Source organism: Streptomyces sp. BL1 (assembly GCF_057628045.1).
On record NZ_JBXYWZ010000002.1, the window covers coordinates 1,820,561 to 1,845,837 of the forward strand.

21 protein-coding genes are annotated in these 25,277 nt (G+C 72.2%); 9 read left to right on the plus strand and 12 right to left on the minus strand.

Annotated elements, in window-relative coordinates:
* The first annotated feature begins 201 nt into the window (after nucleotides 1–201).
* Nucleotides 202–1,956 carry a sensor histidine kinase gene (locus tag AC3AGO_RS08200; RefSeq protein WP_487819471.1) on the plus strand — a complete coding sequence of 585 codons (1,755 nt, stop codon included), beginning with the start codon at nucleotides 202–204 and terminating at the stop codon, nucleotides 1,954–1,956.
* Nucleotides 1,953–2,594, plus strand: a complete 642-nt coding sequence (locus tag AC3AGO_RS08205) for a LuxR C-terminal-related transcriptional regulator (RefSeq protein ID WP_487824573.1) — start codon at nucleotides 1,953–1,955, stop codon at nucleotides 2,592–2,594. Before AC3AGO_RS08200 ends, AC3AGO_RS08205 begins: the two co-directional genes overlap by 4 nt.
* Nucleotides 2,595–2,798: 204 nt before the next feature.
* Here AC3AGO_RS08205 and AC3AGO_RS08210 read toward each other — a convergent pair whose 3' ends face one another.
* From AC3AGO_RS08210 to AC3AGO_RS08230, 5 genes are all read right to left on the minus strand, one after another.
* On the minus strand, nucleotides 2,799–3,032 hold the full coding sequence (locus AC3AGO_RS08210; protein ID WP_487819472.1) for a hypothetical protein: 234 nt from the start codon (nucleotides 3,030–3,032) through the stop codon (nucleotides 2,799–2,801).
* A 6-nt stretch (nucleotides 3,033–3,038) separates the two neighbouring features.
* A complete protein-coding gene (locus AC3AGO_RS08215) occupies nucleotides 3,039–3,779 on the minus strand; it encodes a TNT domain-containing protein (RefSeq protein ID WP_487819473.1) in 741 nt (246 codons plus the stop codon).
* Between the two features lie 262 nt (nucleotides 3,780–4,041).
* A complete protein-coding gene (gene paaK, locus AC3AGO_RS08220; protein ID WP_487819474.1) occupies nucleotides 4,042–5,400 on the minus strand; it encodes a phenylacetate--CoA ligase PaaK in 1,359 nt (452 codons plus the stop codon).
* The gene (gene paaI, locus AC3AGO_RS08225) at nucleotides 5,397–5,813 is read right to left on the minus strand and encodes a hydroxyphenylacetyl-CoA thioesterase PaaI (protein WP_487819475.1); all 417 of its coding nucleotides are present in this window, start codon (nucleotides 5,811–5,813) and stop codon (nucleotides 5,397–5,399) included. The genes paaK and paaI overlap by 4 nt, the downstream gene beginning before the upstream one ends.
* Nucleotides 5,814–6,046: 233 nt before the next feature.
* On the minus strand, nucleotides 6,047–6,898 hold the full coding sequence (locus AC3AGO_RS08230; RefSeq protein ID WP_487819476.1) for a (2Fe-2S)-binding protein: 852 nt from the start codon (nucleotides 6,896–6,898) through the stop codon (nucleotides 6,047–6,049).
* Nucleotides 6,899–7,097: 199 nt separating this feature from the next.
* Between AC3AGO_RS08230 and AC3AGO_RS08235 the strand changes: the two genes are divergently transcribed.
* The 3 genes from AC3AGO_RS08235 (at nucleotide 7,098) to AC3AGO_RS08245 (ending at nucleotide 11,542) form a co-directional block, all read left to right on the plus strand.
* Complete coding sequence (locus tag AC3AGO_RS08235) at nucleotides 7,098–8,834, plus strand: IlvD/Edd family dehydratase (protein ID WP_487819477.1); 1,737 nt, start codon at nucleotides 7,098–7,100, stop codon at nucleotides 8,832–8,834.
* 65 nt (nucleotides 8,835–8,899) lie between these two features.
* Nucleotides 8,900–10,072 carry a fumarylacetoacetate hydrolase family protein gene (locus AC3AGO_RS08240; protein ID WP_487819478.1) on the plus strand — a complete coding sequence of 391 codons (1,173 nt, stop codon included), beginning with the start codon at nucleotides 8,900–8,902 and terminating at the stop codon, nucleotides 10,070–10,072.
* A 33-nt stretch (nucleotides 10,073–10,105) separates the two neighbouring features.
* The gene (locus AC3AGO_RS08245) at nucleotides 10,106–11,542 is read left to right on the plus strand and encodes an FAD-binding oxidoreductase (RefSeq protein ID WP_487819479.1); all 1,437 of its coding nucleotides are present in this window, start codon (nucleotides 10,106–10,108) and stop codon (nucleotides 11,540–11,542) included.
* Between the two features lie 35 nt (nucleotides 11,543–11,577).
* Here AC3AGO_RS08245 and AC3AGO_RS08250 read toward each other — a convergent pair whose 3' ends face one another.
* Entirely contained in the window at nucleotides 11,578–12,336 is a 759-nt protein-coding gene (locus AC3AGO_RS08250; protein ID WP_487819480.1) for an MgtC/SapB family protein, read from the minus strand.
* Between the two features lie 125 nt (nucleotides 12,337–12,461).
* Between AC3AGO_RS08250 and AC3AGO_RS08255 the strand changes: the two genes are divergently transcribed.
* Entirely contained in the window at nucleotides 12,462–13,739 is a 1,278-nt protein-coding gene (locus AC3AGO_RS08255) for an MFS transporter (RefSeq protein WP_487819481.1), read from the plus strand.
* A 37-nt stretch (nucleotides 13,740–13,776) separates the two neighbouring features.
* Here the strand turns inward: AC3AGO_RS08255 and AC3AGO_RS08260 are convergent, their stop codons facing one another.
* From AC3AGO_RS08260 to AC3AGO_RS08285, 6 genes are all read right to left on the minus strand, one after another.
* The gene (locus AC3AGO_RS08260; RefSeq protein ID WP_487819482.1) at nucleotides 13,777–16,098 is read right to left on the minus strand and encodes a penicillin acylase family protein; all 2,322 of its coding nucleotides are present in this window, start codon (nucleotides 16,096–16,098) and stop codon (nucleotides 13,777–13,779) included.
* Nucleotides 16,095–17,606 carry a sodium:solute symporter family protein gene (locus tag AC3AGO_RS08265; RefSeq protein ID WP_487819483.1) on the minus strand — a complete coding sequence of 504 codons (1,512 nt, stop codon included), beginning with the start codon at nucleotides 17,604–17,606 and terminating at the stop codon, nucleotides 16,095–16,097. The genes AC3AGO_RS08260 and AC3AGO_RS08265 overlap by 4 nt, the downstream gene beginning before the upstream one ends.
* Nucleotides 17,603–17,947, minus strand: a complete 345-nt coding sequence (locus AC3AGO_RS08270) for a DUF3311 domain-containing protein (protein WP_487819484.1) — start codon at nucleotides 17,945–17,947, stop codon at nucleotides 17,603–17,605. Before AC3AGO_RS08270 ends, AC3AGO_RS08265 begins: the two co-directional genes overlap by 4 nt.
* Before the next feature lie 65 nt (nucleotides 17,948–18,012).
* Complete coding sequence (locus AC3AGO_RS08275) at nucleotides 18,013–18,873, minus strand: SDR family NAD(P)-dependent oxidoreductase (protein ID WP_487819485.1); 861 nt, start codon at nucleotides 18,871–18,873, stop codon at nucleotides 18,013–18,015.
* Nucleotides 18,870–20,318: an aldehyde dehydrogenase family protein gene (locus tag AC3AGO_RS08280; RefSeq protein ID WP_487819486.1), complete on the minus strand. Its 1,449-nt coding sequence runs from the start codon at nucleotides 20,316–20,318 to the stop codon at nucleotides 18,870–18,872. The genes AC3AGO_RS08275 and AC3AGO_RS08280 overlap by 4 nt, the downstream gene beginning before the upstream one ends.
* Complete coding sequence (locus AC3AGO_RS08285; RefSeq protein ID WP_487819487.1) at nucleotides 20,315–21,592, minus strand: M20 family metallopeptidase; 1,278 nt, start codon at nucleotides 21,590–21,592, stop codon at nucleotides 20,315–20,317. The genes AC3AGO_RS08280 and AC3AGO_RS08285 overlap by 4 nt, the downstream gene beginning before the upstream one ends.
* A 128-nt stretch (nucleotides 21,593–21,720) precedes the next feature.
* Here AC3AGO_RS08285 and AC3AGO_RS08290 point away from each other — a divergent pair, with 128 nt between their 5' ends.
* From AC3AGO_RS08290 to AC3AGO_RS08300, 3 genes are all read left to right on the plus strand, one after another.
* A complete protein-coding gene (locus AC3AGO_RS08290; protein WP_487819488.1) occupies nucleotides 21,721–22,512 on the plus strand; it encodes a FadR/GntR family transcriptional regulator in 792 nt (263 codons plus the stop codon).
* A gap of 167 nt (nucleotides 22,513–22,679) precedes the next feature.
* Nucleotides 22,680–24,194 carry an MFS transporter gene (locus AC3AGO_RS08295; RefSeq protein ID WP_487819489.1) on the plus strand — a complete coding sequence of 505 codons (1,515 nt, stop codon included), beginning with the start codon at nucleotides 22,680–22,682 and terminating at the stop codon, nucleotides 24,192–24,194.
* 153 nt (nucleotides 24,195–24,347) lie between these two features.
* Entirely contained in the window at nucleotides 24,348–25,124 is a 777-nt protein-coding gene (locus AC3AGO_RS08300) for an SDR family NAD(P)-dependent oxidoreductase (RefSeq protein ID WP_487819490.1), read from the plus strand.
* Nucleotides 25,125–25,277: the final 153 nt, after the last annotated feature.

Below are 25,277 nucleotides of genomic sequence, written 5' to 3' on the forward strand. Positions count from 1 at the left end.
CCCTTCCTTCTGCGCCGGACCCGGTGTCTCCGTCGGAACCGCTGCCGGATTCCGCCTCCCGCCCCGCTGCCGGGGCGCCTTCCGGAGCAGGGAACTTCCGGGTCTGCACTGTGGACGGCTGGCCCTGTCCAGTCTTCGCGCGCGTGCCGGAACCCGCACCTCCGCTCCCTTCACCCGCGGTGATGGCTTACGGTGTGGCGCGTGAACACGGAGGGGAGCCGGGCCCCCGGACTCCGCACCGGCACGGCCGTCACCGCGGGGGTCGCCGCGGCCGCCGCCGGCGTGGCCGGCAGCTGGGCGTACGTACGGGTGGGCGGGTCCGCGGGTGATGTGGCCCGCGACCTGTCCGTGGGCTGGGCGTACGCGGGTGCGGGCCTGGCCGCCTGGTGGCGCAGGCCGGGGAACCGCACCGGGCCGCTCATGGTGGCCGAGGGCATCAGCTGGTTCCTGGGCAATCTGCAGGGCACGGGAGTGCCCTGGCTGTTCGCGATGGGCGCCTGGTGGGAGGCGCTCAACATGGCGATCCTCGGCCATCTGGTGCTCGCCTTCCCCGACGGCCGGCTGAGCACCAGGCTGGCCCGGCGGCTGACGGCCGTGCTGTACGGGCTCGTCGTCTTCGGCGGGCTGCTGCGGGCGATGACCTTCGATCCGGCGGTGTCCACCGACGCCACGTATCTGGACTGCCGTTCCTGCGGGCCGAATCCGCTGCTGGTGCCCGGCGCCACGGACCTCTTCCCGTACGTGGACGGCACGTACCGGGGCGTCGGCTGGGTGCTGTCCATGGTGGCGGTCGGGGCGATCGTGCAGCGGTGGCGGCACGCGTCCGTGGCGCGCCGCCGTGCGCTGCTGCCCGCCTGGATCTCCGTGGTGATTGCGACCGCGTTCCTGGTGTGGGACCTGCTGGTGTATCTGCTGCCGGGGATGAGCCCGCCCGTCGAACAGGCAGGACTGCTGCTCGCCGACCTGTCGCAGGTGTCGGTGCCGATCGCCTTCCTCGCCGGACTGCTGCGCATGCAGCTGCAGCGCGCCGAGGTGAGCGGCCTGGTCCTGGAGGTGGGCTCCGATCCGACGCCGGCGCGGCTGCGCGAGGTGCTCGCCCGGGTGCTCGGCGATCCGGGGCTGCGGCTGGGCCTGTGGCGGGAGGACCGCGGCGCGTACGCGGACCACGAGGACCGTCCCGTGCGCACCGACGGGGACGGCGTCACCCGCGTCGACTCCTCGCGGGGCACTCCGCTGGCGCTGCTGCGGCACGAGCCCGCACTCGCCGACGACCCGGGGCTGCTGGAGTCGGTGTCCGCCGCGCTGCGGCTGGGGCTGGAGAACGTGTGGCTGCGCAGCGAGGCCAAGGAGGTCACCTCGCGCATCGTGCGCGCGGCGGACAGCGAACGGAAGCGCCTGGAGCGCGACTTGCACGACGGCGCGCAGACCCGGCTGATCTTCGCGCTGATGGCGCTGCGCCGCGTGGAGAAGGGCGTCGCGGACCATCCGGACGACGAGGTGCCCCGTGCGGTCGCCGAGGTGGAGCGCAGTCTGCGGATGGCGCTGGAGGAGCTTCGGGGCATCGCGCACGGCATCCATCCGGCCGTCCTCACCCGCGACGGGCTGGGCGCGGCGCTGACGGAACTGGCCGAGCAGGCGGCGCTGCCCGTCGTGGTGACGGTCGATCCGGAGCGGTACGACCCGGTGGTGGAGGCCACCGCGTACTTCACCGTCTGCGAGGCACTGTCGAACGCCGCCAAGCACGCGCAGGCGAAGGCCGTCAGTGTCTCCGCGCGGCGGTCCGGCGGCACACTTGTCGTCGAAACGGTCGACGACGGGGTGGGCGGCGCGGACACGGCGGCCGGCAGCGGGCTGCGCGGGCTGGCCGACAGGCTGGCGGCCGTGGACGGCGTGTTGCAGTTGGACAGTCCCGCGGGCGGCGGGACCAGGATCAGGGCGGAGATACCTTGCGAGTGATCGTGGCCGAGGATTCGGTCGTACTGCGGGAGGGGATCGTACGGATCCTCACCGAGGACGGAATCGAGGTGCCCGCGCACTGCGGGGACACCGGCCCGTTGCACGGGCTGGTGTCCGAACACCGGCCGGACGCCGTGCTGCTGGACATCCGGATGCCGCCCACGCACACGGACGAGGGGCTGCGGGCCGCGACGGAGATCCGCTCCCGCCATCCGGGCACCGGTGTGCTGCTGCTGTCGCAGTACGTGGAGACCAGCGGGACCGTACGGGCGCTGGCCGCCGACCCGCACGGGTTCGGCTATCTGCTCAAGGACCGGGTGGCCGACATCGGTGAACTGGGCGCCGCTCTCAAGCGGGTGGCCGCCGGGGCGACTGTCGTCGATCCGAAGGTCGTCGACAGGCTGATGGGCAGGCAGCGGGCCGACGGGCCGCTGAGCGCACTCACGGCGCGCGAGCGGGACGTGCTGGCGCTGATGGCCGAGGGCCGGTCCAACGAGGCCATCGCGCGGCAACTGGTCATCGGCGGCAAGACGGTGGAGACCCACGTCCGGAACATCTTCACCAAGCTGCAGCTGGAGGCGGACGACCTGATGGACCACCGCAGGGTGATGGCCGTCCTGACCTACTTGCGGGCCTGAACTGCCCGCGGGGCCCGGGTTGCTCGCGGCCCGAACTGCTCGCGGGCCTGACGCCCCCCGGCAGTCAGGCCCCCGTTACCGGACCGCTTCGCAAAGGACCTTCCCCCGGTCCCCCGTGTCCTCCGCGAAGCGGTGCCGGTGCACATGACTCTAGGGTGCTCAGGCACCCCGCACATCATGGTCAGCCCTGAGATCCGGAACGGATCAGGTCAGCATGCGCAGCAGGTGCGCGCAGGCGGCGGCTTCCGCCGTGTGACGTGCGACGGGATGGTGCGTGCCGCGCTCGTAGGCGCCGGTCTCCCACACGCCGTCCGGAGTCTGCCGCAGATACAGGAAGTCGGTCGGTGTGGGGGCCGGTTCGTGGACGCCTTCGATGACGTAGTACCCGTCGGGCACTCCGGACGCACGCAGCGCGGCACGCAGCCGGTGGCGGTCCACGGCTGTCTAGCCGTTCCCCGCCGGGGCCGCGGCGGTGTCGCCGGGTGCCAGATAGCCGTGCTCCAGAAGCCACTTCACGTTCAGCCGCTGCCCCTCGCCGGGGTTCACGAACGCCGGGTCCAGCTTGATCTGCTGTCCGCCGCCGGGCTGGGCGAACCAGGGCGCGATGCTGCCCTGCCAGACGGTGAACGGCTTGGTGACCTCGTACACGTGGTAGTCGCAGGGGGCCGCCGGTTCGCGGGTGTTGAGGTTCTGCGGGGGCAGCGCCCGCTTGGCGTACGGGTCGCCGGCGGGCGCCAGGTAGGAGCCGAACTCGGAGCCGAACCGGTCCAGTTCCTGCCCCGGCGCCAGTACCGCCGGGTGCTTGTCCAGCTGCCCGTTGACCTCGGCGAAGCCGTCGTTCGGCGGGTACTTCCAGCCGCCCGAGTCCGCCGGGCCCTCCCAGTACTTCTTCAGGAAGGACGAGGGTGCCAGTCCGCCCGTCCGGTTCCAGCCCTTCAGCAGCGGGCCCACCGGCTTCTGCCACCGGTGCGGGAGTGTCTTCGGGCCGAGCCGTGCGTCACCTTTGAACTCCCCTGTGCAGGGGGCCTTCTTGCCGCTCGACGCTGAGGTGGCCGATGTTCCGGCACCCGCGCTCTTGCTGTCCGCCGCGCCCGCGGACTGTGCTGCGGGCGCCGCCAGCAGGGCCGCGGCACCTCCCAGCGCGGCGAGGGCGGTACGGATGCGGCGCGCACGGCTTTGGTCCACGCGGAGTCTCCTCACAGAGCACCGGCCCGCCGGGTGACGGGCCGTCAGAGTGATCCATCTCGTACGCACAGTAGCCATTTCGGGGTATGTCGCATCCCTCTGACATCCCGTTTCACCTGTCCGGGACACATCACGACGCAAAGCAGACGTATGGCGGCGCGAAACAGACCATGCTCCTCGCGCGCGTAGCTGTGTGATGCGGGGCGTACGTACGTGACGCCTGTCGTACGTGCCTGGCGCGAGCCTGCGCGCGGTGCGGGCGTCAGTTGCCGCGGGTGTCGACGATGCGGCGGATCTTCCCGACCGAGCGCTCCAGGGTCTCCGGGTCGACGACGTCGACCTCGACAGACAGGCCGATGCCGTCCTTGACCGCCTTGGCGACCGACACGGCGGCGGCCGCACGGACGTCCGGCGAGGCGTCCGTACGGGCCTCCACGCGGACCGTCATCCGGTCCATCCGGCCCTGCGTGCTCAAGTGCAGCTGGAAGTGCGGGGCGATGCCCGGGGTGCGCAGCAGGATCTCCTCCACCTGACTGGGGAAGATGTTCACGCCCCGGAGAATGATCATGTCGTCGCAGCGGCCTGTGATCTTCTCGATGCGGCGGAACGCCGGACGCGCCGTGCCCGGCAGCAGCCGGGTCAGATCGCGGGTGCGGTACCGGATCACGGGCATGGCCTGCTTGCTGAGCGAGGTGAAGACCAACTCGCCGTCGTCACCCTGCGGCTGGACCTCACCGGTCAACGGGTCGACGATCTCCGGGAAGAAGTGGTCCTCCCAGACGTGCAGTCCGTCCTTGGTCTCCACGCACTCCTGTGCCACGCCGGGGCCGATCACCTCGGACAGCCCGTAGATGTCGACGGCGTGGATGTCGAGGCGTTCCTCCATCTCGCGCCGCATCTCCTCCGTCCAGGGCTCCGCACCGAAGATGCCGATCCGCAGGGACGTGCTCCGCGGGTCGATGCCCTGCCGTTCGAACTCGTCGAGCAGGGTCAGCATGTACGAGGGGGTGACCATGATGATCTCGGGCTGGAAGTCCTGGATGATCTGCACCTGGCGTGCCGTCATGCCGCCCGAGACGGGGATGACCGTACAGCCGGCCCGCTCGGCGCCGTAGTGCGCGCCGAGTCCGCCGGTGAACAGGCCGTACCCGTACGAGATGTGCACCTTGTGGCCCGGCCTGCCGCCCGCGGCGCGGATCGAACGGGCCACCATGTCGGCCCACATGTCCAGATCGTCCTCCGTGTAACCGACCACCGTGGGACGGCCCGTGGTGCCGCTGGAGGCGTGCACACGGCGCACCTGTTCCATGGGGACGGCGAACATGCCGAAGGGGTAGGTGTCCCGCAGGTCGGCCTTGGTGGTGAAGGGGAAACGGGCGAGGTCCTCCAGCGTGCGGCAGTCGTCGGGGTGCACCCCGGCGGCGTCGAACTTGGCGCGGTACAGCTCGACATGCTCGTACGCCGTGTGCAACGTCTCCTGGAGCAGCGTCAGCTGACGGGTGCGCAGCTCGTCACGGGTGAGCCGCTCCCCCGCGTCGCGGAGCGCGTCGGGCAGGGCCTCGCCCCGCCGTCCGTGTGCCGCCGTGCTGTCCGCGGGGACCGGGGCCTCGCTGGTCGTCATGTCTCCTCCACCCGTCCGACAGTGCGGCTCCTGCCGCGGAACTCGGCGATGACCTCGCCCTCGCGCAGCACCCGCACGTCGTAGATGCCGCTGCGGCCGTAGCGGGTGCGCTCCTCGGCGGTCGCGGTGAGTTCGTCGCCCTCGCGGGCCGGCAGGACGAACGAGATGTCCGCGCCGGCGGCGACGGTGACCGGGCCGTGGCTGTTGCACGCGCAGGCGAACGCCGTGTCGGCGAGCAGGAACAGAAAGCCGCCGTGTGCGATGCCGTGCCCGTTCACCATGTCCGCGGTCACCGTCATCCGCATCCGTGCCGTGCCGTCCCCGGCCTCCAGCAGTCTGATGCCGAGCCCCTGTGACGCCCGGTCCCCGGCGAACATCGCCTGTGCGGGACCCGTTCCCGCCGTGCGTGCCATGAGTGTGCCACCGCCCTTTCCACCCGACCGACCATTCGGTTAGCCCGTGGCGCGGTCCAGTAATCCAGCACCGCACAGGCCGTGTCAACAGGCGTGCAGCAGTAGGGGGGATGACGGTGCCGTACGGGAAACCGGGCACATGGCCAGCCGTACGCGCCGTGGTCGGCGTGTCAGCGGTGGAAGCCGGCGTGTCGGCGGTGGAAGCCGGTGTGTCAGCCGTACAGGCCGGTGTGTCAGCCGTAGAAGGCCATGCGGGAGGCGGCGAGCTCCAGTTGGAGGGCCCGCTCCGACGGCGTGCGGCGGGGGCAGCCCGCGCACTTTCCCTCGTCCGGCGTCTCGTAGATCAGGCAGCACGAGCCGCGGCGTACGAAGCGCTCCTCAGTGCGCGCGCCGGGCGGCGGCACGGGGAACAGGCCGTCGCTGCCGTCCGGTACGGCCACGTCCGCCCAGCGGGGGCGGGGCATCGGGTGACCGATCCGCTCCGCCAGGCTCAGCGCCCAGGCGGTGCTGTCGTCGAGCCGGCCGGTCTCCCGGCCGGCGCGCAGCAGCAGTTGGGTCAGCGAGTCGGCGGCCAGCGCCCACAGGGGCCGCGGCCGCAGGCCCGCCACGGCGGCGAGGCCGTCCACGCACACGTCGAGCAGGGCGCGCACCTCCGCCGCCGCGTCCCCGTCCACCGGCGGCGCGGTGTGCGGTGCGGGGCGGGCCGCGGTGAGCCGGCCGGGCTCCGCGAAGTGCAGGACGAGCCCGTCCGGTCCGGGGTGCACGCTGCGGCCCGTGAGGAAACCGGTCACCAGGGGCGGCGCGAGCAGCACCGTACTGGCGGTGTACCACCACAGTGTGGCCGCGGTCCGTGTGCTGTCGGTCCGCCAGCGGAGCGCCGAACGGCGCACCTGTTCCGTCATCCAGTCGCGGTCGCGCAGCAGTTCACCGGCCGCGGTGTCCTCGGGTGCGGGACGGACGGCGTTCTGCGGGGCGCGCAGACCGGTCATCACCGCTGTCGTCGGCGCCCTGCGCACGGCCTCCCGCAGCACGGCCTCCGCCGGGGAGAGCTCCGCCGTACCGGGTTCACGTGTCGTGCCTGCCATGCGGTCACCGTATACGTCCGGTACGAGATCTTGACCTGGCACCGTGCGGCCACGGACCGTACGTACGGAGATCACCGGACTGCCCGTACGGAAGCACAGCGCGACTCTGCACAGTGCCGCACAGAACTGCGGCACCACGCACGGCACCACGGCACAACTGCGGCACGGCACAGACGGACGGCTCCCGAGGAGGGGACGCATGTCGGACCAGAGCAGAAGCGACCGGCGCAGCCAGGAGTGGTTCGGAGCGAGCGGGCGCAGCGGAATGGTGTACCGGTCGTGGATGCGCAACCAGGGGCACGGGCCCGAGGTCTTCGACGGCCGCCCTGTCATCGGGATCGCCACCAGCGCGTCGGAACTGGCGCCCTGCAACGCGCACTTGCCGGAGCTCGCCGAGGCGGTCAAACGGGGCGTGTGGCAGGCGGGAGGGTTCCCGCTGTCGTTCCCCGTGATGGCGACCGGTGAGTCGCTGATGCGTCCCACGGCCATGCTGTACCGCAATCTGGTCGCCATGGAGGCGGAGGAGCTGATCCGCGCCAACCCGCTCGACGCGGTGGTGCTGCTCTCCGGCTGCGACAAGACGACCCCGGCGCTGCTGATGGGTGCCGCGAGCGTCGACCTGCCGGCCGTCATGGTGACCGGTGGCCCGATGCTGAACGGCAAGTACCGCGGACGGGACATCGGTTCGGGCACCTCGGTGTGGCAGTTCGAGGAGGCGCTGAAGACCGGCGAGATCAGCCAGGAGGAGTGCTTCTTCGCCGAGGGCTGCATGGCGCGCTCCAAGGGGCACTGCATGACGATGGGCACCGCCTCCACGATGGCGTGCATGGCGGAGGTGCTCGGCATGCAGCTGCCCGGCTCCGCCTCCTGGCCCGCCGTGGACGCCCGCCGCACGGAGACCGCGCAGGCGGCGGGCCGCCGCATCGTGGAGATGGCGGACGAGGACCTGCGGCCCTCCCGCATCCTCACCCGGGAGGCGTTCGAGAACGCGGCCCGTACGAACGCCGCCATCGGCGGCTCCACCAACGCGCTCATCCATCTGACCGCCCTCGCGGGGCGGGCCGGAGTGCCGCTCGCCCTGGACGACTTCGACAGGCTGGCGCGCGACATACCCACCCTGGTCGACCTGATGCCCAGCGGACGCTTCCTGATGGAGGACTTCTGCTACGCGGGCGGACTGCCCGCCGTCCTGACGGAACTGCTGAACGGCGGCCTGCTGCACGGCAAGGCGGCGACGGTCACCGGGCGCACCCTCGCGGAGAACAACGCGGGCGCGGAACGGATCGGCGACGAGGTCATCACCCCGCTCGGCACGCCCTTCCAGCCCGCCGGCACGGGCACCGCCGTACTGCGCGGCAACCTGTGTCCGGACGGCGCGGTGCTCAAACAGTCGGCGGCGAGTCCCGGACTGCTCCAGCACCGGGGGCCGGCACGGGTCTTCGACTCCCCCGAGGAGTACCACGCGGTCGCCGACGACCCCGAGCTGGACGTGTCGGCGGAGACCGTGCTGGTCATCCGCAACGCCGGCCCCAAGGGCTACCCCGGCATGCCCGAGGTGTCCAACGTGCCGCTGCCGGCGAAGCTGTTGCGGGACGGGGTCACCGACATGGTGCGCGTCTGCGACGGACGGATGAGCGGCACCGGCTACGGAACGGTCGTCCTGCACGTCAGCCCGGAAGCCGCGGTGGGCGGGCCGCTGGCGCTCGTGCAGGACGGTGACCCCGTCGTACTGGACGTGCCGGGGCGCACCCTGCGGCTGGACGTCCCGGACGACGAACTGGAGCGCCGCCGCGCCGCCTGGACGCCGCCCCCGCGGCAGGCCACGGGCGGCTACACCTGGCTCTACACCGAGCACGTCGAACAGGCCGACCGGGGCGCCGACTTCGGCTTCCTGCGCGGCCGCCGGGGCAGTGCCGTGCCCCGCGACTCGCACTGACCGCCGCCCGGTTCCTGTCCCGCGACCCGCACTGACCGCTGCCCGGCCGCTGCACTGGAGGAACGTTGGACCCGTCCGCACTGCGCCCCGAGACCGTCCTGCCCCGGGACGCTGAACAGGCCGCCCTCGTCGCACGTGTTCACGTGCCGGAGTTCGGCGGTCCGTGTGTGGCCGCCGTACGCGGCTCCGAAGTCGTCGATCTGACCGGCCTCGTGCCCACCGTGTCCGATCTGCTGGAGCGCGACGACGCGGCGGCACTCGTACGCGAGGCGGCCGGCGGGCGCGCCTGGCCGCTCGCAGAACTGCTGGAGGCCACGGCGGCCGGACGTACGGACGTGCCGCATCTCCTCGCGCCCGTCGACCTGCAGGTCCTGAAAGCGGCCGGAGTCACCTTCGCGGACAGCCTGTTGGAACGTGTCATCGAGGAACGCACCCAGGGCGACCCGGCACTCGCCGCGCAGGTGCGGGACCGTGTCGTACAGGCCGTGGGCGGCACGGTGGCCCGGATCGTGCCCGGTTCGCCGGAGGCCGCCAGGGCGAAGGAGCTGCTGGTCGCCGAGGGCCTGTGGTCGCAGTATCTGGAGGTCGGCATCGGTCCGGACCCCGAGGTGTTCACCAAGGCGCCGGTGCTGTCCGCCGTGGGCACGGGGGCCGATATCGGCGTGCTCGCCGAGTCGGTGTGGAACAACCCGGAACCCGAGGCGGTGCTCGTCGCGGACTCCGCGGGACGGGTCCGCGGCGCGGCTCTCGGCAACGACGTCAACCTGCGCGATGTCGAGGGACGCAGCGCGCTGCTGCTGCCCCGCGCGAAGGACAACAACGCGTCCTGCGCGATCGGCCCGTTCGTGCGGCTGCTGGACGACGGGTTCGGACTGGACGACGTACGGCAGTTGGACGTCGGACTGCGCGTCGAGGGCACCGACGGACACGTGCTGGAGGGGCACAGCTCCATGCGGCACATCAGCCGGGACGTGCTGGACCTCGTCGCCTCGGTGCACGGCCGGCACCATCAGCACCCGGACGGCTTCGTCCTGTTCACCGGTACGCTCTTCGCGCCGACCGAGGACCGGGACGCGCCGGGCGAGGGCTTCACCCATCACCGCGGCGACCTCGTACGGATCTCCAGCCCGCCGCTGGGCGCTCTGGTGAACACCGTCACCACGAGCGAGGACGCTCCGCCCTGGGAGTACGGAGTGCGGCGGCTGATGCGCAACCTCGCCGCGCGCAAGGTGCTCTGACCGTCCGTCCGTTCCGCACAGGAGGCCATCGCCATGTCCGCGCCCGCAGACGACCGCTCAGCGCCGCCGCCGTCCGTCCAGCACACCCCGCACCCGTCCGGTACGGAGGCGGCGCTGAAGGTGCTCGGGCAGCGGCTGCCGGAGGGCGCGTTGGTCACCGACCCGGACGTGCTCGCGGCACACAGCTCGGACCGTGCGCACTTCTGCCCCACCGGCACCCCCGTGGCGCTCGTACGGGCCACCAGCACGGAGGAAGTGTCGCTCGTGCTGCGTACCGCCGACGAGCACCGGGTGCCCGTCGTGCCGCAGGCCGGCAGGACGGGGCTGGCCGGGGGCGCGAACGCGGTGGACGGGTGCGTCCTGCTGTCGGTCGAGCGGATGGACCGCATCCTGGAGATCGACACCGTCGAGCAAGTGGCCACCGTGCAGGCGGGCGTGGTGAACGCGGTGTTCTCGCGTGCCGTCGCCGAGGAGGGCCTGTACTACCCGCCGGACCCCTCGTCGTGGGAGTCGTCCACGCTGGGCGGCAACACGGCGACGAACGCGGGCGGACTGTGCTGCGTGAAGTACGGCGTGACGGGCGACTTCGTGCGCGGGCTGACGGTCGTCCTGGCGGACGGCACGGTGCTGCGTACGGGCCGCCGTACGGCCAAGGGTGTGGCGGGCTACGACCTGACGCACCTGTTCACCGGTTCGGAGGGAACGCTGGGCGTCATCACGGAGGTCACGCTGGCGCTGCGGCCCGCCGCCGAAGCGCCGCTGACCGCCGTGGCGTTCTTCCCCTCTGCCGCTGCTGCCTGCGCTGCCGTCAGCGCCTACATGGCGGACGGTGCCCGGCCGAGCCTGCTGGAACTGATGGACCGTCCGACCATGGACGTGGTGTCCGCCTACCGGGATCTCGGTTTCCCGCCGGACGCGGGGGCCGTCCTCATCGCCCAGTCCGACCGCGGCGAGGCGGCCCCCGCGGACCTGCGGCGGTTCGCGGAGGTGGCACGGGCGCACGAGGGGGACACGGTCGTCGCCGAGGACCGTACGGAGGCCGACATGCTGCTGGAGGGCCGCCGGCTGGTCGGCGTCGCCACGGAGAGCCTGGGCAGCTATCTGGCCGACGATGTGTGCGTGCCGCGGCGGGAGTTGGCGCGGCTCGTCGAGGGGGTCGCGGAGCTTGCGGAACACCACCGGGTGCGCATCACGTGTGTCGCGCACGTCGGCGACGGCAACCTGCACCCCCATGTGCTCTTCGACCCGGCCGACCCGGAGGAGACGGCCCGGGCGCACGCGGCCTTCGGCGCCGTGATGGACCTCGGCCTCGAACTGGGCGGCACCATCACGGGCGAGCACGGTGTCGGCATTCTCAAGCGGGACTGGCTCACCAAAGAGCTCGGCCGGGCCGGACTGCGCGTGCACCGGGACATCAAGCACGCGCTCGACCCGCACCACATCCTCAACCCGGGCAAGGTCGTCGCCTGACCGTCCGGCGCCTGCCCCGGCCCCGAAGTCCCGCCTCAGTCCCCGAAGTCGGTGTCGGCCGACACGTCGACGCTCAGCACGCCCTCGGTGTGGAACAGTTCGGAGGTGAGCCGCTGTACGCGGTCCTCACGTCCGTCGAGCCGCAGCAGTACGTGGGCTGTCGTGGTGTCGGCGCTCGCGGTGTCCTCGCCGTCGTGCGGCCCCTTCTCGACGCGGACCTGCACGATGCGGAAGCCCTGGAGGGTGCTCTGTTCGAGCAGCCGGGGCAGCAGTGACGTGCCGGTCCGGTAGGACAGCCGGATGGTCGGCTGCGCGCTGGACGGCCCCTTGGAGAACCGTCCGACGAGATACGGATAGCCGCGGACGACGAGGAAGTGCAGCCCTGTCGTCCCTATGGCCAGCAGCGCCAGACCGCCGCCGCAGGCCATGCCGACGGCGCAGGTGAGCCAGATGCTGGCGGCGGTCGTCAGGCCGCGTACGGCGTCCTTGCGGACGAAGATGAGGCCGCCGCCGATGAAGCCGATGCCGGACACGATCTGCGCCGCCACGCGGGACGGGTCGAAGGACACGTTCTCCAGCTCCAGCACGTTGCCGAAGCCGTGCTGGGAGACCTGCATCATCAGTGTGGTGGCGACGCCGACCAGTGCGTGCGTGCGCAGTCCGGCGCTCTTCTGCCGGGTGCCGCGCTCCCAGCCGACGAGCGTCGACAGCACCAGCGCCAGCACCAACTCGGCCATCTGGCGCCATCCCTGGCCCGACGAGATGTCCCACAGTGGAGCGGCCAGCTCCCGCACGCGCCTTCTCCCTCCTGTGCCCCCGGCGGAACCTACCAGCACACACGCCCCGCGCACGCGGGCCGGGCCCGCGACACGGCGGGTGCGCCCGCCCGGCCGATCACGCCCTGTTCTACGGTGCCTTGATGATCGCTCACCAGCGCGGCACAGCAAAGCAAGGGGGCCTCCGACAGGGCGCCGACCGCCCGGGCACAGGCCGGTACTGGTACGCGGCCGCGGCGTACGTGTTCGCCGTCGGCATGGCGGGCACCACACTGCCCACTCCGCTGTACGGCATGTACCGCCAGCAGATCGGCTTCTCCGAACTGATGGTGACCGTGGTGTTCGCCGTGTACGCGGTGGGGGTCATCGTCGCGCTCCTGCTGGCCGGCAACGTGTCCGACCGGCTCGGACGGCGCCCCGTCCTGCTGACGGCACTCGTCCTGTCGGCGGGCAGCGCGGTGTGCTTCCTGCTGCAGGGCGGACTGCCGCTGCTGTTCGCCGGGCGCACGCTGTCCGGGTTCTCCGCGGGACTGTTCAGCGGCGCCGCGACGGCCGCCGTACTGGAGCTGGCGCCGGAGGGCCGGCAGGCGCGCGCCGGACTCGCCGCCACGGCGGCGAACATGGGCGGGCTGGGCTGCGGCCCGCTGCTCGCGGGTGTGCTCGCGCAGTACGCGCCGTGGCCGCTGCTGCTGCCGTTCGCCACCCATCTGGTGCTGCTGGCGGTCGCGGTGGCCGTCACGCTGCTGCTGCCCGAAACCGTCTCCCGCGACAACTCCCGCCACCCCGAAGACCGTTCACAGTCCCGCCGTTCACTGTTCGACCGCGTCCCGAAGCCGCAGGGGCTGCGGGTGCCGCCGGAAGTGCGGCCCGTGTTCGTCCCCGCGGCCCTGGCGTCGTTCGCCGGGTTCTCCATGCTCGGGCTGTTCACCGCCGTGGCACCCAGCTTCCTCGGCGAGACGCTGCACGTGAGCAATCTGGCCGTCTCCGGCGCCGTCGTCTTCTCCCTGTTCTGCGCCTCCACCGTCGGACAGTCGCTGCTCGGCCGGGTGGGCGAGGAGCGCGGGCTGCCGTACGGATGCCTGGTACTGGTGGCCGGCATGCTGCTGGTCGGCTCCTCGCTGGCACTCCGTTCGCTGCCCGTCCTCGTCGCGGGCGCCGTGGTCGGCGGGCTCGGCCAGGGGCTCGCCTTCCGCTCCGGGCTGACCGCCGTCGGCAGGCTCGCCCCCGCCGACCACCGGGGCGGCACCATCTCCGCGTTCTTCGTCGTCGCCTATACGGGCATCTCCCTTCCCGTGGTCGGAGTCGGCGCGCTCAGCGTGGCGTTCGGGCTGCGGGACGCCGGCATGGTGTTCTCCGGGTGCGTCATCCTCGTGGTCGCGGCCGTGGCCGTGCGTCTGCTGCTCCGCCGACGCGCCGGCTGACACGCGGGGACGCGCACCGGTCGGTCCGTCCCCGGTGTCACTCGCCGCCGGGCGGACGGAGCGTGATGCGGTGCACGGTGGCCTGCTCGACACGCTGCCGGCTGTAGAGCAGCGGGAAGGACTCGTCGGCGGCCCAGGAGCGGAACAGGTCCCGGTAGTGCGGGCCGGCCGGATCGCCGGACTGGCCGGGCGAGTTCATCGCGACGGACTCGTCCCAGGCGCCCACGTCGACGACGAGCCGGAAGCTGGCACCGGCGATCTGGCGGAACCCTCCGGCGTACGCGGCGGCGCCCACCGTGTCGCCGCTGCCGCCGCGCGGTGCGGGGCCGACCGTCGTCCAGTCGGGCACGTCGGCACCTGCCGGCAGCAACACCTTCAGAGGGTGGGTGAGTTGCGCGTGATGCAACGCACCCCAGGACCATGCGGCCCGGTCCGGGCCCAGCAGCTCTTCCAGTTCGGCCATCGCGTCCGCGAGGGTGCCCAGCAGGACCTCCGGCGGTGTGCCCGGCAGCAGCCGCAGGTCGGTACGGGGGTCGGCGGCCGCGTCCTCGGCCGGCAGCACGCGCGGGAGTGCGGTGGCGGCCCGTTCCGCGGGCAGCAGCCCGTCCAGTGCTCGGCGGAGCAGCGCGGGCCGCAGATGACGCCGGTACCAGACCTCGAACAGGGCTGCCGCGGCGGAGCCGGTCGACAGGTCGGCGTCCCAGTCGCGGAACAGTGCGAGTGCTTCCGCGGTGCGCGGCCCGTCGCCGCCGGTGCCCCGCAGATCACGCAGGCCCCGCAGTTCACGCAAGATGCGGCGGGCCGGAAGGCTCGTGCTGTCGGTCTGCAGACGTACGCAGTCCTGCACCGTCCAGTCGTCCCGGGCCGCGAGCACTTCGGCGATGCGGTCATGCCGGGTGGGCGCGTACCAGTCGTAGGTGACGGTGCGTTCGGCGTTCGGGTAGTCCGGCGGGAGGTTCATCTCGTTGGCCGTCGCCAGCCATCCCTCCTGCGGATCGCGTACGGAGGGCAGCGTGCCGACAGGATGGAAGCCGTCCCACTCGTACCGTCCGTCGCCCGGTACGGGCAGCGTGCCGTCCCAGCCGCGGCGGGCGGGCACGAGGCCGGCGGGCCGCCAGCCGACGGTGCCGTCGGGGGCCGCGTACACCTGGTTCTCGCCGGGTGCGCCCCAGCGCTTCATGGCGGCGGTGAAGGAGTCGGGGTCGCCTGCGCCCATGTAGTCCATGCTGCCGAGGTAGGGCGCCATGCCGGGCTCCAGCCAGGCGGCGCGGACGGCGAACGCCGCGTCGCGCTCCGGGCGTTCACGGACGACGGGGCCGTGCCGGGTGAACCACAGTTCGGCCTCCACGGGTTCGCCGCCGCGGACGGGGATCGTCTCCCGTAGGCATGTCATCCGTTCCCAGCCGTCCCCGTACCGGTACTGCCGGGGATCCTCGGGGCGGGTCTCGTAGACGTACAGGTCTTCCTGGTCGATGGGGAAGATGGTCAGCCCGAAGGCCAGTTGGCCGTTGTGCCCGATGGAGATGCCGGGCAGCGCGGGCTCCCCCGCGCCGATGACGTCGAGCCCGGGTGCCGACAGGTGCGCCATGTAGCGCAGGGACGGCAGAGTGACCGCGCGGTGCGGGTCGTTGGCGAGCAGCGGCCGTCCGGTGGCCGTACGCGAGGGGGCGAGCACCCAGTTGTTGCTCCCGTCCAGGCCCTGCCGGGGAGCCGAAGTGGGCGCCCACGGCGGGGTGGTGGCGAGCCGGTAGACGTGCAGCACGTCGTCGGGGATGACGGACAGGTCGAGCCCCTCCGGCACGGTGAGGCTGTGCGGGGCGGGTTCGCGGACTCTGCGCAGGTCCTCGGTCTCCGGGCCGAAGTCCCGCAGGGTGAGCGCCCTGGCGACCTCTTCCTGCAGGTTGTACTGGAGCCCGTGGCTGCGGATCCGGGCGATGTCGGAGGGTTCCCAGCGGGCGGGCTCGTACCCGAGCAGGGCGAACTCGGGCGGCAGCAGTCCGGGCCGCTCCCGGCAGAGTTCCACGTACGCGTTGACGCCGGCGGTGAAGGCGCGGGCGACCCGTTCGGTGCCGGGCCCGTACGCCTCCCATTCGGCGGCCATGTCGCCGCGGTACAGGAACAGCCGCGCCGCACGGTCGTGTCCGGTGTACTCCGGGCCGAACACCTCGGACAGCAGGCCCAGGCCGCGCCGCCGCCACAGGTCGATCTGGAACAGCCGGTCGCGGGCCGCGTTGAAGCCCTGGGCGAGGAACAGGTCGTCCTGTGAACCGGCGTACAGGTGCGGCACGCCCCACTGGTCGACGAGTATCTCCACGGTGCCGTCCAGGCCCGGGACTTCGTGCACGGTGGTGTCCGTCATGCGTGCTCCTTCGCGGTGCCGGCGACGGCGCGCTCGGGTGCGCGGGTGCGGGCCCTGCCGCCGCCGGTGAAGGTGAGCGCGGCGGTGACGAGCAGGTTGGCGGCCAGGGCGATGATGCCTCCGTTCACGCCGTGGAACGGGTCGTTGCCCGTGGCCCACAGGAGCGAGGTGACGGCGAGGCCGACGAGCAGCCCCGCGACGGCTGCCGTGGCGGTCATCCGGCGCCAGTAGAGGGCGAGCAGGACGACGGGGACGAGCTGTGCGAGGCCCTGGTAGGACAGGACGGACAGCTGCACCAGGGTGTTGGGGAAGAAGAGACTGCCGGCCAGCGCGACGAGTCCGGCCAGCAGGCACACCAGTTGGGACAGCCGCTTGCTGCGCAGGTCGTTGCTGACGCTCCGGTCGGCGGGGCGGCTGCGGGGGTCGGCGCCGTTGCCGCCGCCGAGCACAGTGCGGCCCCACAGTGTGCCGATGGCCAGCATGAAGACACTCATCGGCACGATGGCCGACAGTGCGCCGGCCACACCGATGACCCCGACGACGGGTGCGGGCAGTGACTCGGTGACGAGGCTGAACAGTGCGAGGTCCGGGTTGCCGAGGGCCGGCAGCGCGAACAGCGCGGTCGCGCCGATCATCATGGGGATGAACAGCAGCAGCTGGTACCAGGGCAGCAGGAGGGCGTTGCGGCGCAGGGCGTTGGGGCTCTTGGCGCCCAGATAGCCGGCGACGGTGGTGGGGAAGATGGTGATGGTGACCGCGTTGAGCAGCAGCGTGCTGGCGAACCATGTGCCGTTCAGCCCGCCGGAGTTGTGCCCGGGGAAGGTCAGCCACTCCGGTTTCTCGGTCACCATGCGCTGCATGAAGTCCCCGAAGCCGCCCAGATAGTGCATCGGGATGAACACGGCGAGGAAGACGACGACGGCGATGACGAGGACGTCTTTCAGCACGCTGACCCACGCGGAGCCGCGCAGTCCGGACACCAGGATGAACACCTCGGCGACGACGAACGAGATGACACCGGCGACACGCAGGTCGACGCTCCCGTACGTCATGGCGTTGACGACGACGCCCATGCCCTGAATCTGCACCTGGATGTACGGAATGATGAACACGGTGGCGACCAGCGCGACCAGGATGCCCACCCGCCGGGAGCGGAACCGGTGTTCGGCCATGTCCGCGATGGAGATGAGGCCGTGCCGCCGGGCGTACGTCCACAGCGCCGGGCCGATCACATAGGCGACGGCGAAGCCGACGGTCAGATAGGCGACCAGATAGAGGATCGGCACGCCGTACGAGTACGTCCATCCCGCGGTGCCGAGGAAGGAGAAGCTGGTGTAGCTCTCCCCCGCCATCAGCAGCCAGATGAACAGCACGCCCAGGCCCCGGCTGGACACGGACCATTCGGCGAGCCCCTTGTCGCGGCCGCGTGCGCTGAGCACGCCGATGGCGAGGGTGAGGACCATCGCCAGACCGAAGATGACCGTCGCGGTCGCGGCTGCTCCGCTCATCGGGCGCCTCCCTCGTGCGGCACGTGCGCGCCGTGCTCCGTGTCGTGCTCCATGTCGTCGGCGGGCACGGGTTCGAGGGCGTCGGTGCGGTACGCCGGGTCGAGCCGTGCGGCGGCCCAGATGACGAGCGGGCTGACGACGGTGGCGGCGAGGATCCAGGCGAGCAGGAACGGCACGCCGAGGATGCGCGGTTCGATGCTGTTGGCCACCAGCGGCGCCGCGCAGTACAGCACGGCGGGTACGAGGAGCAGCCACAGGGCCGGCCGGCGGGAGTGGACGCGGGGGAAGCCGCCGTCGTCCCCGCCCTCCCCTCTGTCCTCGGGAGTGTCGGGCTCGGACATGGACGTCTCCTCGTCAGTGCTCAAGGGTGGGGTGAAGGGGCCGGCGCTACGGTCGGACTGTGCGGTCAGACTGTGGGTTCGTACCGTCCGTCGACCGCTGTCCAGCCGCCGTCGACGGTCAGCACGCTGCCGGTGACATACGTGGAGGCGTCGGAGACCAGGTAGGCGACGGCGCCCGCCACTTCGTCCGCGCGGGCCCACCGCTGCAGTGCGGACGCCTGCGCGTAGGCGTCGTACCACTCGGGGTCGGCGGCTATCTGGTCGGTCAGCGGCGTACGGACGACTCCCGGCGCGACGGCGTTGAACCGCACGCCCTGCGGCCCCCATTCGGCCGCCGCGGTGCGCAGCAGCTGGATGAGTCCGGCCTTCGAGGCGGCGTACGCGCCCTGACCGGGCTCCACTTGGAAGGCGCGCATCGAGGCGAAACTGACGACGCTGCCGCGTCCGCGCTCCGCCATGCCGGGCGCCACCACCTGCAACAGGGCGAAATGGGCGCGCAGATTGAGCGCGATGACGCGGTCGAACTCGTCCAGCGTGTAATCGGCGATCCGCTTGCGGACGTTGGCGCCGACGGTGATGACGAGCCCGTCCAGCGGCCCCCAATCGGCCGCCGCGGTGCGCAGCGCCTCGGAGTCCAGCACGTCGAGGGCGTACGGCGTCGCGCTGCCGGCGGGTGCGCCGGGCGCCGCCTCCTCGGCGGCGGCGAGGCGGGCCGTCTCCGCGGCGCCGTCCTCGTCGCGGTCGGCGACGACGACGTCGGCGCCCTGTGCGGCGAGCGCGCGGGCGGCCTCGCGGCCGATGCCGCCGGCTCCGCCGACGACGGCGACCTTCCGGCCGTCCAGCCGGAACAGGCCCGCGTAGCCCGGTGCTTCACTGTCCGGCCGGTTCTCGGGTGCGTCGTGCGGTCCAGGGGTCCCGGGTGTCACGGCCGGATCACCGCCATCCGCGTCACGGTCAGCTCCTCGATCGCGAACCGCGGTCCCTCGCGGCCTGTCCCTGAGTCCTTCACACCGCCGTACGGTGCGATGTCGCAACGGTATCCGGGCACTTCGTTGACCACGACGCCGCCCGCCTCGAGCGTGTCGACGGCCTCGAAGGCGGCTTTGAGGCCGCGGGTGAACACGGCGGCGTGCAGTCCGTACCGGCTGTTGTTGACGGTCTCGTACGCGGTGTCCAGGTCCGGGACGCTGCGCAGGCACACGACCGGGCCGAAGATCTCCTCGTCCCATGCGGGCTGTCCGTCGGGCACGCCGGCGAGCAGGGTGGGCGCGATGCTCCGGCCGCCCTCGCCCGCGCGTTCGCCGCCCGCGACGAGACGCGCGCCGGCCGCGCGGGCCTGTGCGGTCCACTCCAGTACGCGTTCCGTGGCGGCCTCGTCGATGAGCGGCGCGACGCGGGTGCTCTCCTCGCGCGGATCGCCGACAGTGAGTGCGGGGAGCCGTTCCGCGATCCGCTTCTCCAGTTCCCCGGCGACCTGTTCGACGGCGATGACGCGCTGTACGGCGATGCACGCCTGTCCCGACGCGTAGTAGCCGCCGCGCAGTACGGCGTCGGCCGCGGCGTCCAGGTCGGCGTCCTCGGCGACGACGAGCGCCGCGTTGGAGCCGAGTTCGAGCACCGTCTTGCGGGGTGCGGCGTCGCGGGCGATGCGGTGGCCGACGGCGGCGGAGCCGGTGAAGGACACGGCGGCCACGTCGTCGTGTGTGGTGAGCACCTGGCCCACCGCGGCGTCCCCGGTGACCAGTTGGACGGTGCCTGCGGGCGCGCCGGCCGCGGTGAGCCGTTCCCGTACGAGGTGCACCAGCCACAGTGTGGCCAGCGGGGTCTGCGGTGCGGGCTTCACGATGACCGGGCAGCCCGCCGCCAGGGCGGGCGCGATCTTGTGGGAGGCCAGCATCATCGGGTAGTTGAAGCCGGCGATGCCGGTGACGACGCCGACGGGCCTGCGGGTCCAGTAGCCCGTCATGCCGTCGCCGGAGGGCAGCATGTCGAGCGGGACGGTCTCGCCGTGGATGCGGCTCACCTCGTCGGCGGTGGCCTGCCAGGTGGCGACGGCGCGCAGTACCTCCGTACGGCAGTCGGCACGCGGTTTGCCGGTCTCCAGGACCAGCAGGTCCTCCATGTCGTCGGCCACGCGCTCCAGTTCCGCGGCCACGCCGAGGAGGACGCTCCTGCGGACGCGTGACGGGAGGCGGGCGGTGTCGCGGCGCAGCGCGGCGGCGTGTGCGACGGCCTGCCGGGCGAGGGAGGTGTCGCCGACGGGTGCGTGGGCGACCGTGCTGCCGTCGTACGGGAAGTGCACCGGTTCCGTACGGGGCGCGGGCACCCAGGTGTCGCCGACGGGCAGTCCCGCGGGGAACTCGGGGGTCATCGTGCCGCCTTCCCGTGCGTCAGGAAGTGCCGGGCGGCGGCCGCGTACACGAGGGTGTACTCGCCGATCTCCCGCACCTCGACGTACTCGTCCTTCTGGTGTGCGATCCATTTGCCGCCCGGGCCGTACACGACGGTGGGCAGTCCGGCGTCCCGCGTGAGGATCGTGCCGTCGGTGGTGCCGGGCACGGCGCCGAAGGGCGGCGGGCTGCCGTGCACCTGTGTGTGGCCGTCCAGCAGTGCGGTGACGACCGGGTGGTCCTCGGGCAGTTCGATGGCGGGCCGGTCGTCGACGACCGTGAGGTCGACCGTGACGCCCACGGTCGCCGCCGCTTCCTCGGCCTCCCGCCGTACGCGGTCGACGAGTTCGGCGTGGTCGGTGCCCGGGATCGTCCGCAGGTCGACACCGACGAGACCGTGTGCCGGAATGACGTTGAGCTGGTCGGCGTCGCCGGCGTGCAGCACGGTCGGCGTGACCGTGACACGTCCGGCGTGCGGATGGTCGCCGTACTGTTCCACCGCCCACTGTTCGGCCCGGCCGAGGGCTTCGACGATGCGCGCGCCGGCGACGACGGGGCTCCTGCCCTCCTGCGGCATCGCACCGTGCGCCATGGTGCCCTGGAGGTCGAGGCGCAGCCGGATGCCGCCGCGCGCCGAGGTGCAGACCTCGTACCCCTCCGGCTCGCACACGATGACGGCGTCCACTTCGCGGGCGAGCGTCGACGCGGCGAACGCCTTCGCGCCGAGCATCATGCCCTCCTCGTCGGCCATGACGCCCAGGACGATCCGGCCGGGGAACGGGCCGGCCTGCTGGAGGGCGCGCACGCCGTGAATCATCGCCGCCACACCGGACTTCATGTCGGCGGCGCCGCGTCCCCACAGCTTGCCGTCGCGGATCTCGGCGCCGTACGGATCGACCGTCCAGTCGTCCGCCTCGCCCTCGGTGACGACGTCGGTGTGTCCTTCGAACATCAGCGTCGGGCCCGGGCCTCCGCCGCCCTCGACGACGGCGATGACGTTCGGCCGGCCGGGCGCCACCTCCACCACCTCGTGTTCCCAGCCGAACTGTGCGAAGAGGGCGGACACGAGCTCGGCCGCGGGGCGTTCGACGTCGGTGGCGCCGGCCGCGTTGACGGTGCGCAGCCGCACGAGGGAGCGGGTGAGCTCGACGGCGGCCCCGGTGTCGGCCGCGGCGGACAGATCGGCGGCGAACGGGGACGGGGCCTGGAACGGGGGCGGAGAGGGGGACGGCGAAGCGCCGGGACCGGAATGCATGGGATCCTCCAAGTCGCCTGGTGACCATGCCAGATGACTGGTCAGACCAGTTGATTGCCCGTACTCTGCTCGCACGCCGGTGAGTTGGTCAAGGGGTCACACGCCCCGGGACGAGGAGGTGGACCGCGATGTCCGACGACGCGCCGTTCCAGCCGGTCCAGCCGGTCCGCGCGTACCAGCGCGTGGCCGAGCAGATCGAGGACCGCATCCTCAGCGGCGAACTGCCGCCGGGCGCGCGGCTTCCCGCCGAGCGGGAACTGGTCCACCAGTTCGCGGTCGGACGGTCGACGATCCGCGAGGCACTCCGCGTACTGCAGTCGTCGGGGCTCGTACGGTCCCGGCCGGGTGACCCGCTGGGCGCCGAGGTGCTGGGTGTGTCCGCGGACAACCTCAGCCAGGCCCTCGGCAGGCTGACACGTTCGCACCTGTCGTCGCTGGGCGAACTGGTGCAGTTCCGCATGGTGCTGGAGGCGGAGAGCAACAGGCTTGCCGCGCAGCTGCGTTCCGACGACGACCTGCTGCGGATGGCCGCGCAGATCGAGCGGATGGAGGAACTGGCGGGATCGGCCACAGGATTGCACGCGTTCAGCGAGGCCGACGCGCTCTTCCACCGGGCGGTCGCCGAGGCCAGCGGGAACGCGCTGCTGGGGCTGTGCACCCGCGCCGTGCACGACGCGGTCGTCGACGTCATCGAGGGCAAGATCTCGCACGCCGCCGGCACCGCCGGTGCGCCGGCGTGGATGCGCCGCTCCATCGCGCACCACCGCCAGGTCCTCGACGCGATCCGCGCGGGCGACGCGGCCACCGCCGCACGGCTGGGCCGCCAGGCCCTCCACGACTACTACGCCGACCACGTCGAGCCGGAGGCCCGCCCCCTCCTCAACGCCGCACTGGAGGACCGCGCGGCGTCGGACGGCTGACGCCCCTGAAGCCGGGCAACCACGCGCCGCAGCACGGGACTTGACCGTCCCGTGCTCCACCGGGCCGGACCGCGCGCCGGCACCCCTTCGCAACCCCGCATGCGGACACCCGTACGCAGCGTTGTGTACTATCGTACACAACGCCGAATTGGGAACGGAGGTCCGTCATGCCGGAATACACGGTGGAGGCGGCCGCACCGCGGGCAGGACTGCGGGAGTGGGCGGGACTTGTCGTCCTCACCCTGCCTGTGCTGCTGATCGCCGTGGATCTGACTGTGCTGGGCTTCGCCGTACCGCAGTTGAGCGAGGACCTCGCACCGTCCAGCACGCAACTGCTGTGGCTGGTCGACATCTACGGGTTCGTGCTCGCCGGACTGCTGGTGACCATGGGGACGCTTGGCGACCGGATCGGCCGCCGCAAGCTGCTGATGACCGGGTGCGCGGGATTCGGCATCGCCTCGCTGCTCGCCGCGTACGCGCCGAACGCCGAAGCGCTGATCGCCGCGCGGGCGCTGCTCGGCATCGCCGGTGCCACTCTCATGCCGTCCACCCTGTCGCTGCTGCGCAACATGTTCCGCGAGGAGAAGCAGCGGCTGGTCGCGATCGCCGCGTGGGGCTCGGCGTTCAGCGCGGGGTCCGCGCTCGGGCCCGTCGTCGGCGGTGTCCTGCTGTCGCACTTCTGGTGGGGCTCGGTCTTCCTGATCAACCTGCCGCTGGTGGCGGCGGCGCTGGCCCTGCTGCCGCTGCTCGTACGGGAGACCCGCGACCCCTCCCCCGGCCGCTTCGACCTGGCGAGTGCCGCCCTGTCGCTGCTGGCGGTCATCCCCCTCGTCTACGGCATCAAGTCCGCCGCGCACGGCGACGGCTGGACGGCGGTCCCGTTCGTCCTCGCGGGGCTCGCTTTCGGCGCCCTGTTCGTACGGCGGCAGCGCACCCTGGACGATCCGCTGATCGACCTGTCGCTGTTCCGCATCCGCCGCTTCTCGGCCGCCATCGGGACGAACATCCTCGTCATCTTCGTGATGGCCGGAGCACTGTTCTTCATCCCGCAGTATCTGCAGCTCTCCGAGGGCCTCACACCACTGCGCGGCAGTCTTCTGCTGCTGCCGGGTGCCGTACTGTCCGTCGCCTCCGGGTTCTTCGCCGCCTCCGCGGCCCAACGGGTCGGCGTACAGCGCCTGATCAGCGGCGGCCTCGCCACGGCGGCGCTCGGCTACGCGGTCCTGGCGCTGCTCCCGCTGGGCCACGGCGCCGCATTGGTCACCGTGTCGTTCGCCTTCCTCAGCCTGGGCGTCGGCACGGCGATGACCCTGACCAACAGCATCGTGCTGTCGACCGTGCCGCCGGATCGCGCGGGCGCCGCGTCCGCCGTGTCGGAGACGGCGATCGAGCTGGGCGGCGCGCTGGGCATCGCCGTCCTGGGCTCGGTACTGTCCTCCGCGTACCGCGGACAGCTGGACACCGTGCCGGGCATCCCGGGACCCGCGATGGAGTCGGCCGGCGAGACGCTCGGCAACGCGCTGCACGCCGCCGCGGAGACGGGCGGCGCGGCGGGCACGGCACTGGCCCGCGCGGCACGCGATGCGTTCACCGGGGGCGTCCAGATCACCGGCGTGGTGGGCGCCGTGCTTCTCGTCCTGGCAACGGTCCAGGCGTGGCTGCTGCTCCGCGACAAGCCCTGACCTCGGCCCTCCGGCTTCCCGCCTTCCGGTCTTCCCGCAGCCGCCGCCACATCTTTATGGCACTGCGTGCCCACGTGGCACAATGTGCCACAGAGAGCGCTCGCCGTCGGCGGGCCGGAACGCTGCGCGAGGGCGCGCGGGAGGAGCATCACCATGGAGCGTTACGCGGGCCGCCGCGCCGTCGTCACCGGCGCCGGATCGGGCATCGGACAGGCCACCGTGCGACGGCTGCTCGCCGAGGGCGGCCGGGTCGTGGCACTGGACATCGACGAGGCGGGACTGCGGACGACCGCGGAGCGCGCCGTCGCCGAGGGCACGGCGGACCGGCTGACCACCGGCCTGCTCGACATAGCGGACGAGGAGGCCGTACGGGCCGCCGTGCCCGCGGCCGTCGAAGCGCTCGGCGGCAGGCTCGACGTACTGGTCAACGCGGCCGGGATCCTGCGCTCCGAGCACACCCACAAGACCACGCTGGACTTCTGGAACCGGATCATCTCGGTGAACCTCACCGGCACCTTCCTGGTGATCCGCGAGGCGCTGCCGGCGCTGCTGGAGAGCGGGCGGCAGCCCGTCGTCGTGAACTTCTCCTCCACCTCGGCCTCCTTCGCGCACCCGTACATGGCGGCGTACGCGGCGAGCAAGGGCGGCATCCAGTCGATGACGCACGCGCTGGCCAGTGAGTACAGCAAGCAGGGGCTGCGCGCGGTGTGCGTCGCACCCGGCTCCATCGAGAGCGGCATGACCACGGGACGCGGGCCCGGGCTGCCCGAGGACGCGGACATGAGCCTGTTCGGCAAGCTGATGCCGGCCGTCGGAGAGGGCTTCGCCGGGCCGGAGACGGTGGCCGGCGTGGTCGCGATGCTGGGCAGCGCGGACGGCGCGTTCATCACCGGTACGGAGATCCGCATCGACGGCGGCACCCACATGTGAGTCCCCCGACACGTCGCACAGGCTTGTACGGGCCCTGACCTGGCGCGGAACGGGCGACTTCACGGAGTGGAAACTTTCGCGCTGCTCGCATGGCACTCCGTGCCGGTACCGTGGAAGACCTCCGCCGGCCACTGCCGCCCGCCGGACCCCTCC

Excerpts from the sequence above, each read along its gene's own strand:
- paaK (WP_487819474.1), bottom strand. The coding sequence starts at position 5,400 with ATGACGACCAGCGAGGCCCCGGTCCCCGCGGACAGCACGGCGGCACAC.
- paaI (WP_487819475.1), bottom strand. The coding sequence starts at position 5,813 with ATGGCACGCACGGCGGGAACGGGTCCCGCACAGGCGATGTTCGCCGGG.
- AC3AGO_RS08230 (WP_487819476.1), bottom strand. The coding sequence starts at position 6,898 with ATGGCAGGCACGACACGTGAACCCGGTACGGCGGAGCTCTCCCCGGCG.
- AC3AGO_RS08235 (WP_487819477.1), top strand. The coding sequence starts at position 7,098 with ATGTCGGACCAGAGCAGAAGCGACCGGCGCAGCCAGGAGTGGTTCGGA.
- AC3AGO_RS08245 (WP_487819479.1), top strand. The coding sequence starts at position 10,106 with ATGTCCGCGCCCGCAGACGACCGCTCAGCGCCGCCGCCGTCCGTCCAG.
- AC3AGO_RS08255 (WP_487819481.1), top strand. The coding sequence starts at position 12,462 with ATGATCGCTCACCAGCGCGGCACAGCAAAGCAAGGGGGCCTCCGACAG.
- AC3AGO_RS08260 (WP_487819482.1), bottom strand. The coding sequence starts at position 16,098 with ATGACGGACACCACCGTGCACGAAGTCCCGGGCCTGGACGGCACCGTG.
- AC3AGO_RS08265 (WP_487819483.1), bottom strand. The coding sequence starts at position 17,606 with ATGAGCGGAGCAGCCGCGACCGCGACGGTCATCTTCGGTCTGGCGATG.
- AC3AGO_RS08270 (WP_487819484.1), bottom strand. The coding sequence starts at position 17,947 with ATGTCCGAGCCCGACACTCCCGAGGACAGAGGGGAGGGCGGGGACGAC.
- AC3AGO_RS08280 (WP_487819486.1), bottom strand. The coding sequence starts at position 20,318 with ATGACCCCCGAGTTCCCCGCGGGACTGCCCGTCGGCGACACCTGGGTG.
- AC3AGO_RS08285 (WP_487819487.1), bottom strand. The coding sequence starts at position 21,592 with ATGCATTCCGGTCCCGGCGCTTCGCCGTCCCCCTCTCCGCCCCCGTTC.
- AC3AGO_RS08290 (WP_487819488.1), top strand. The coding sequence starts at position 21,721 with ATGTCCGACGACGCGCCGTTCCAGCCGGTCCAGCCGGTCCGCGCGTAC.
- AC3AGO_RS08295 (WP_487819489.1), top strand. The coding sequence starts at position 22,680 with ATGCCGGAATACACGGTGGAGGCGGCCGCACCGCGGGCAGGACTGCGG.
- AC3AGO_RS08300 (WP_487819490.1), top strand. The coding sequence starts at position 24,348 with ATGGAGCGTTACGCGGGCCGCCGCGCCGTCGTCACCGGCGCCGGATCG.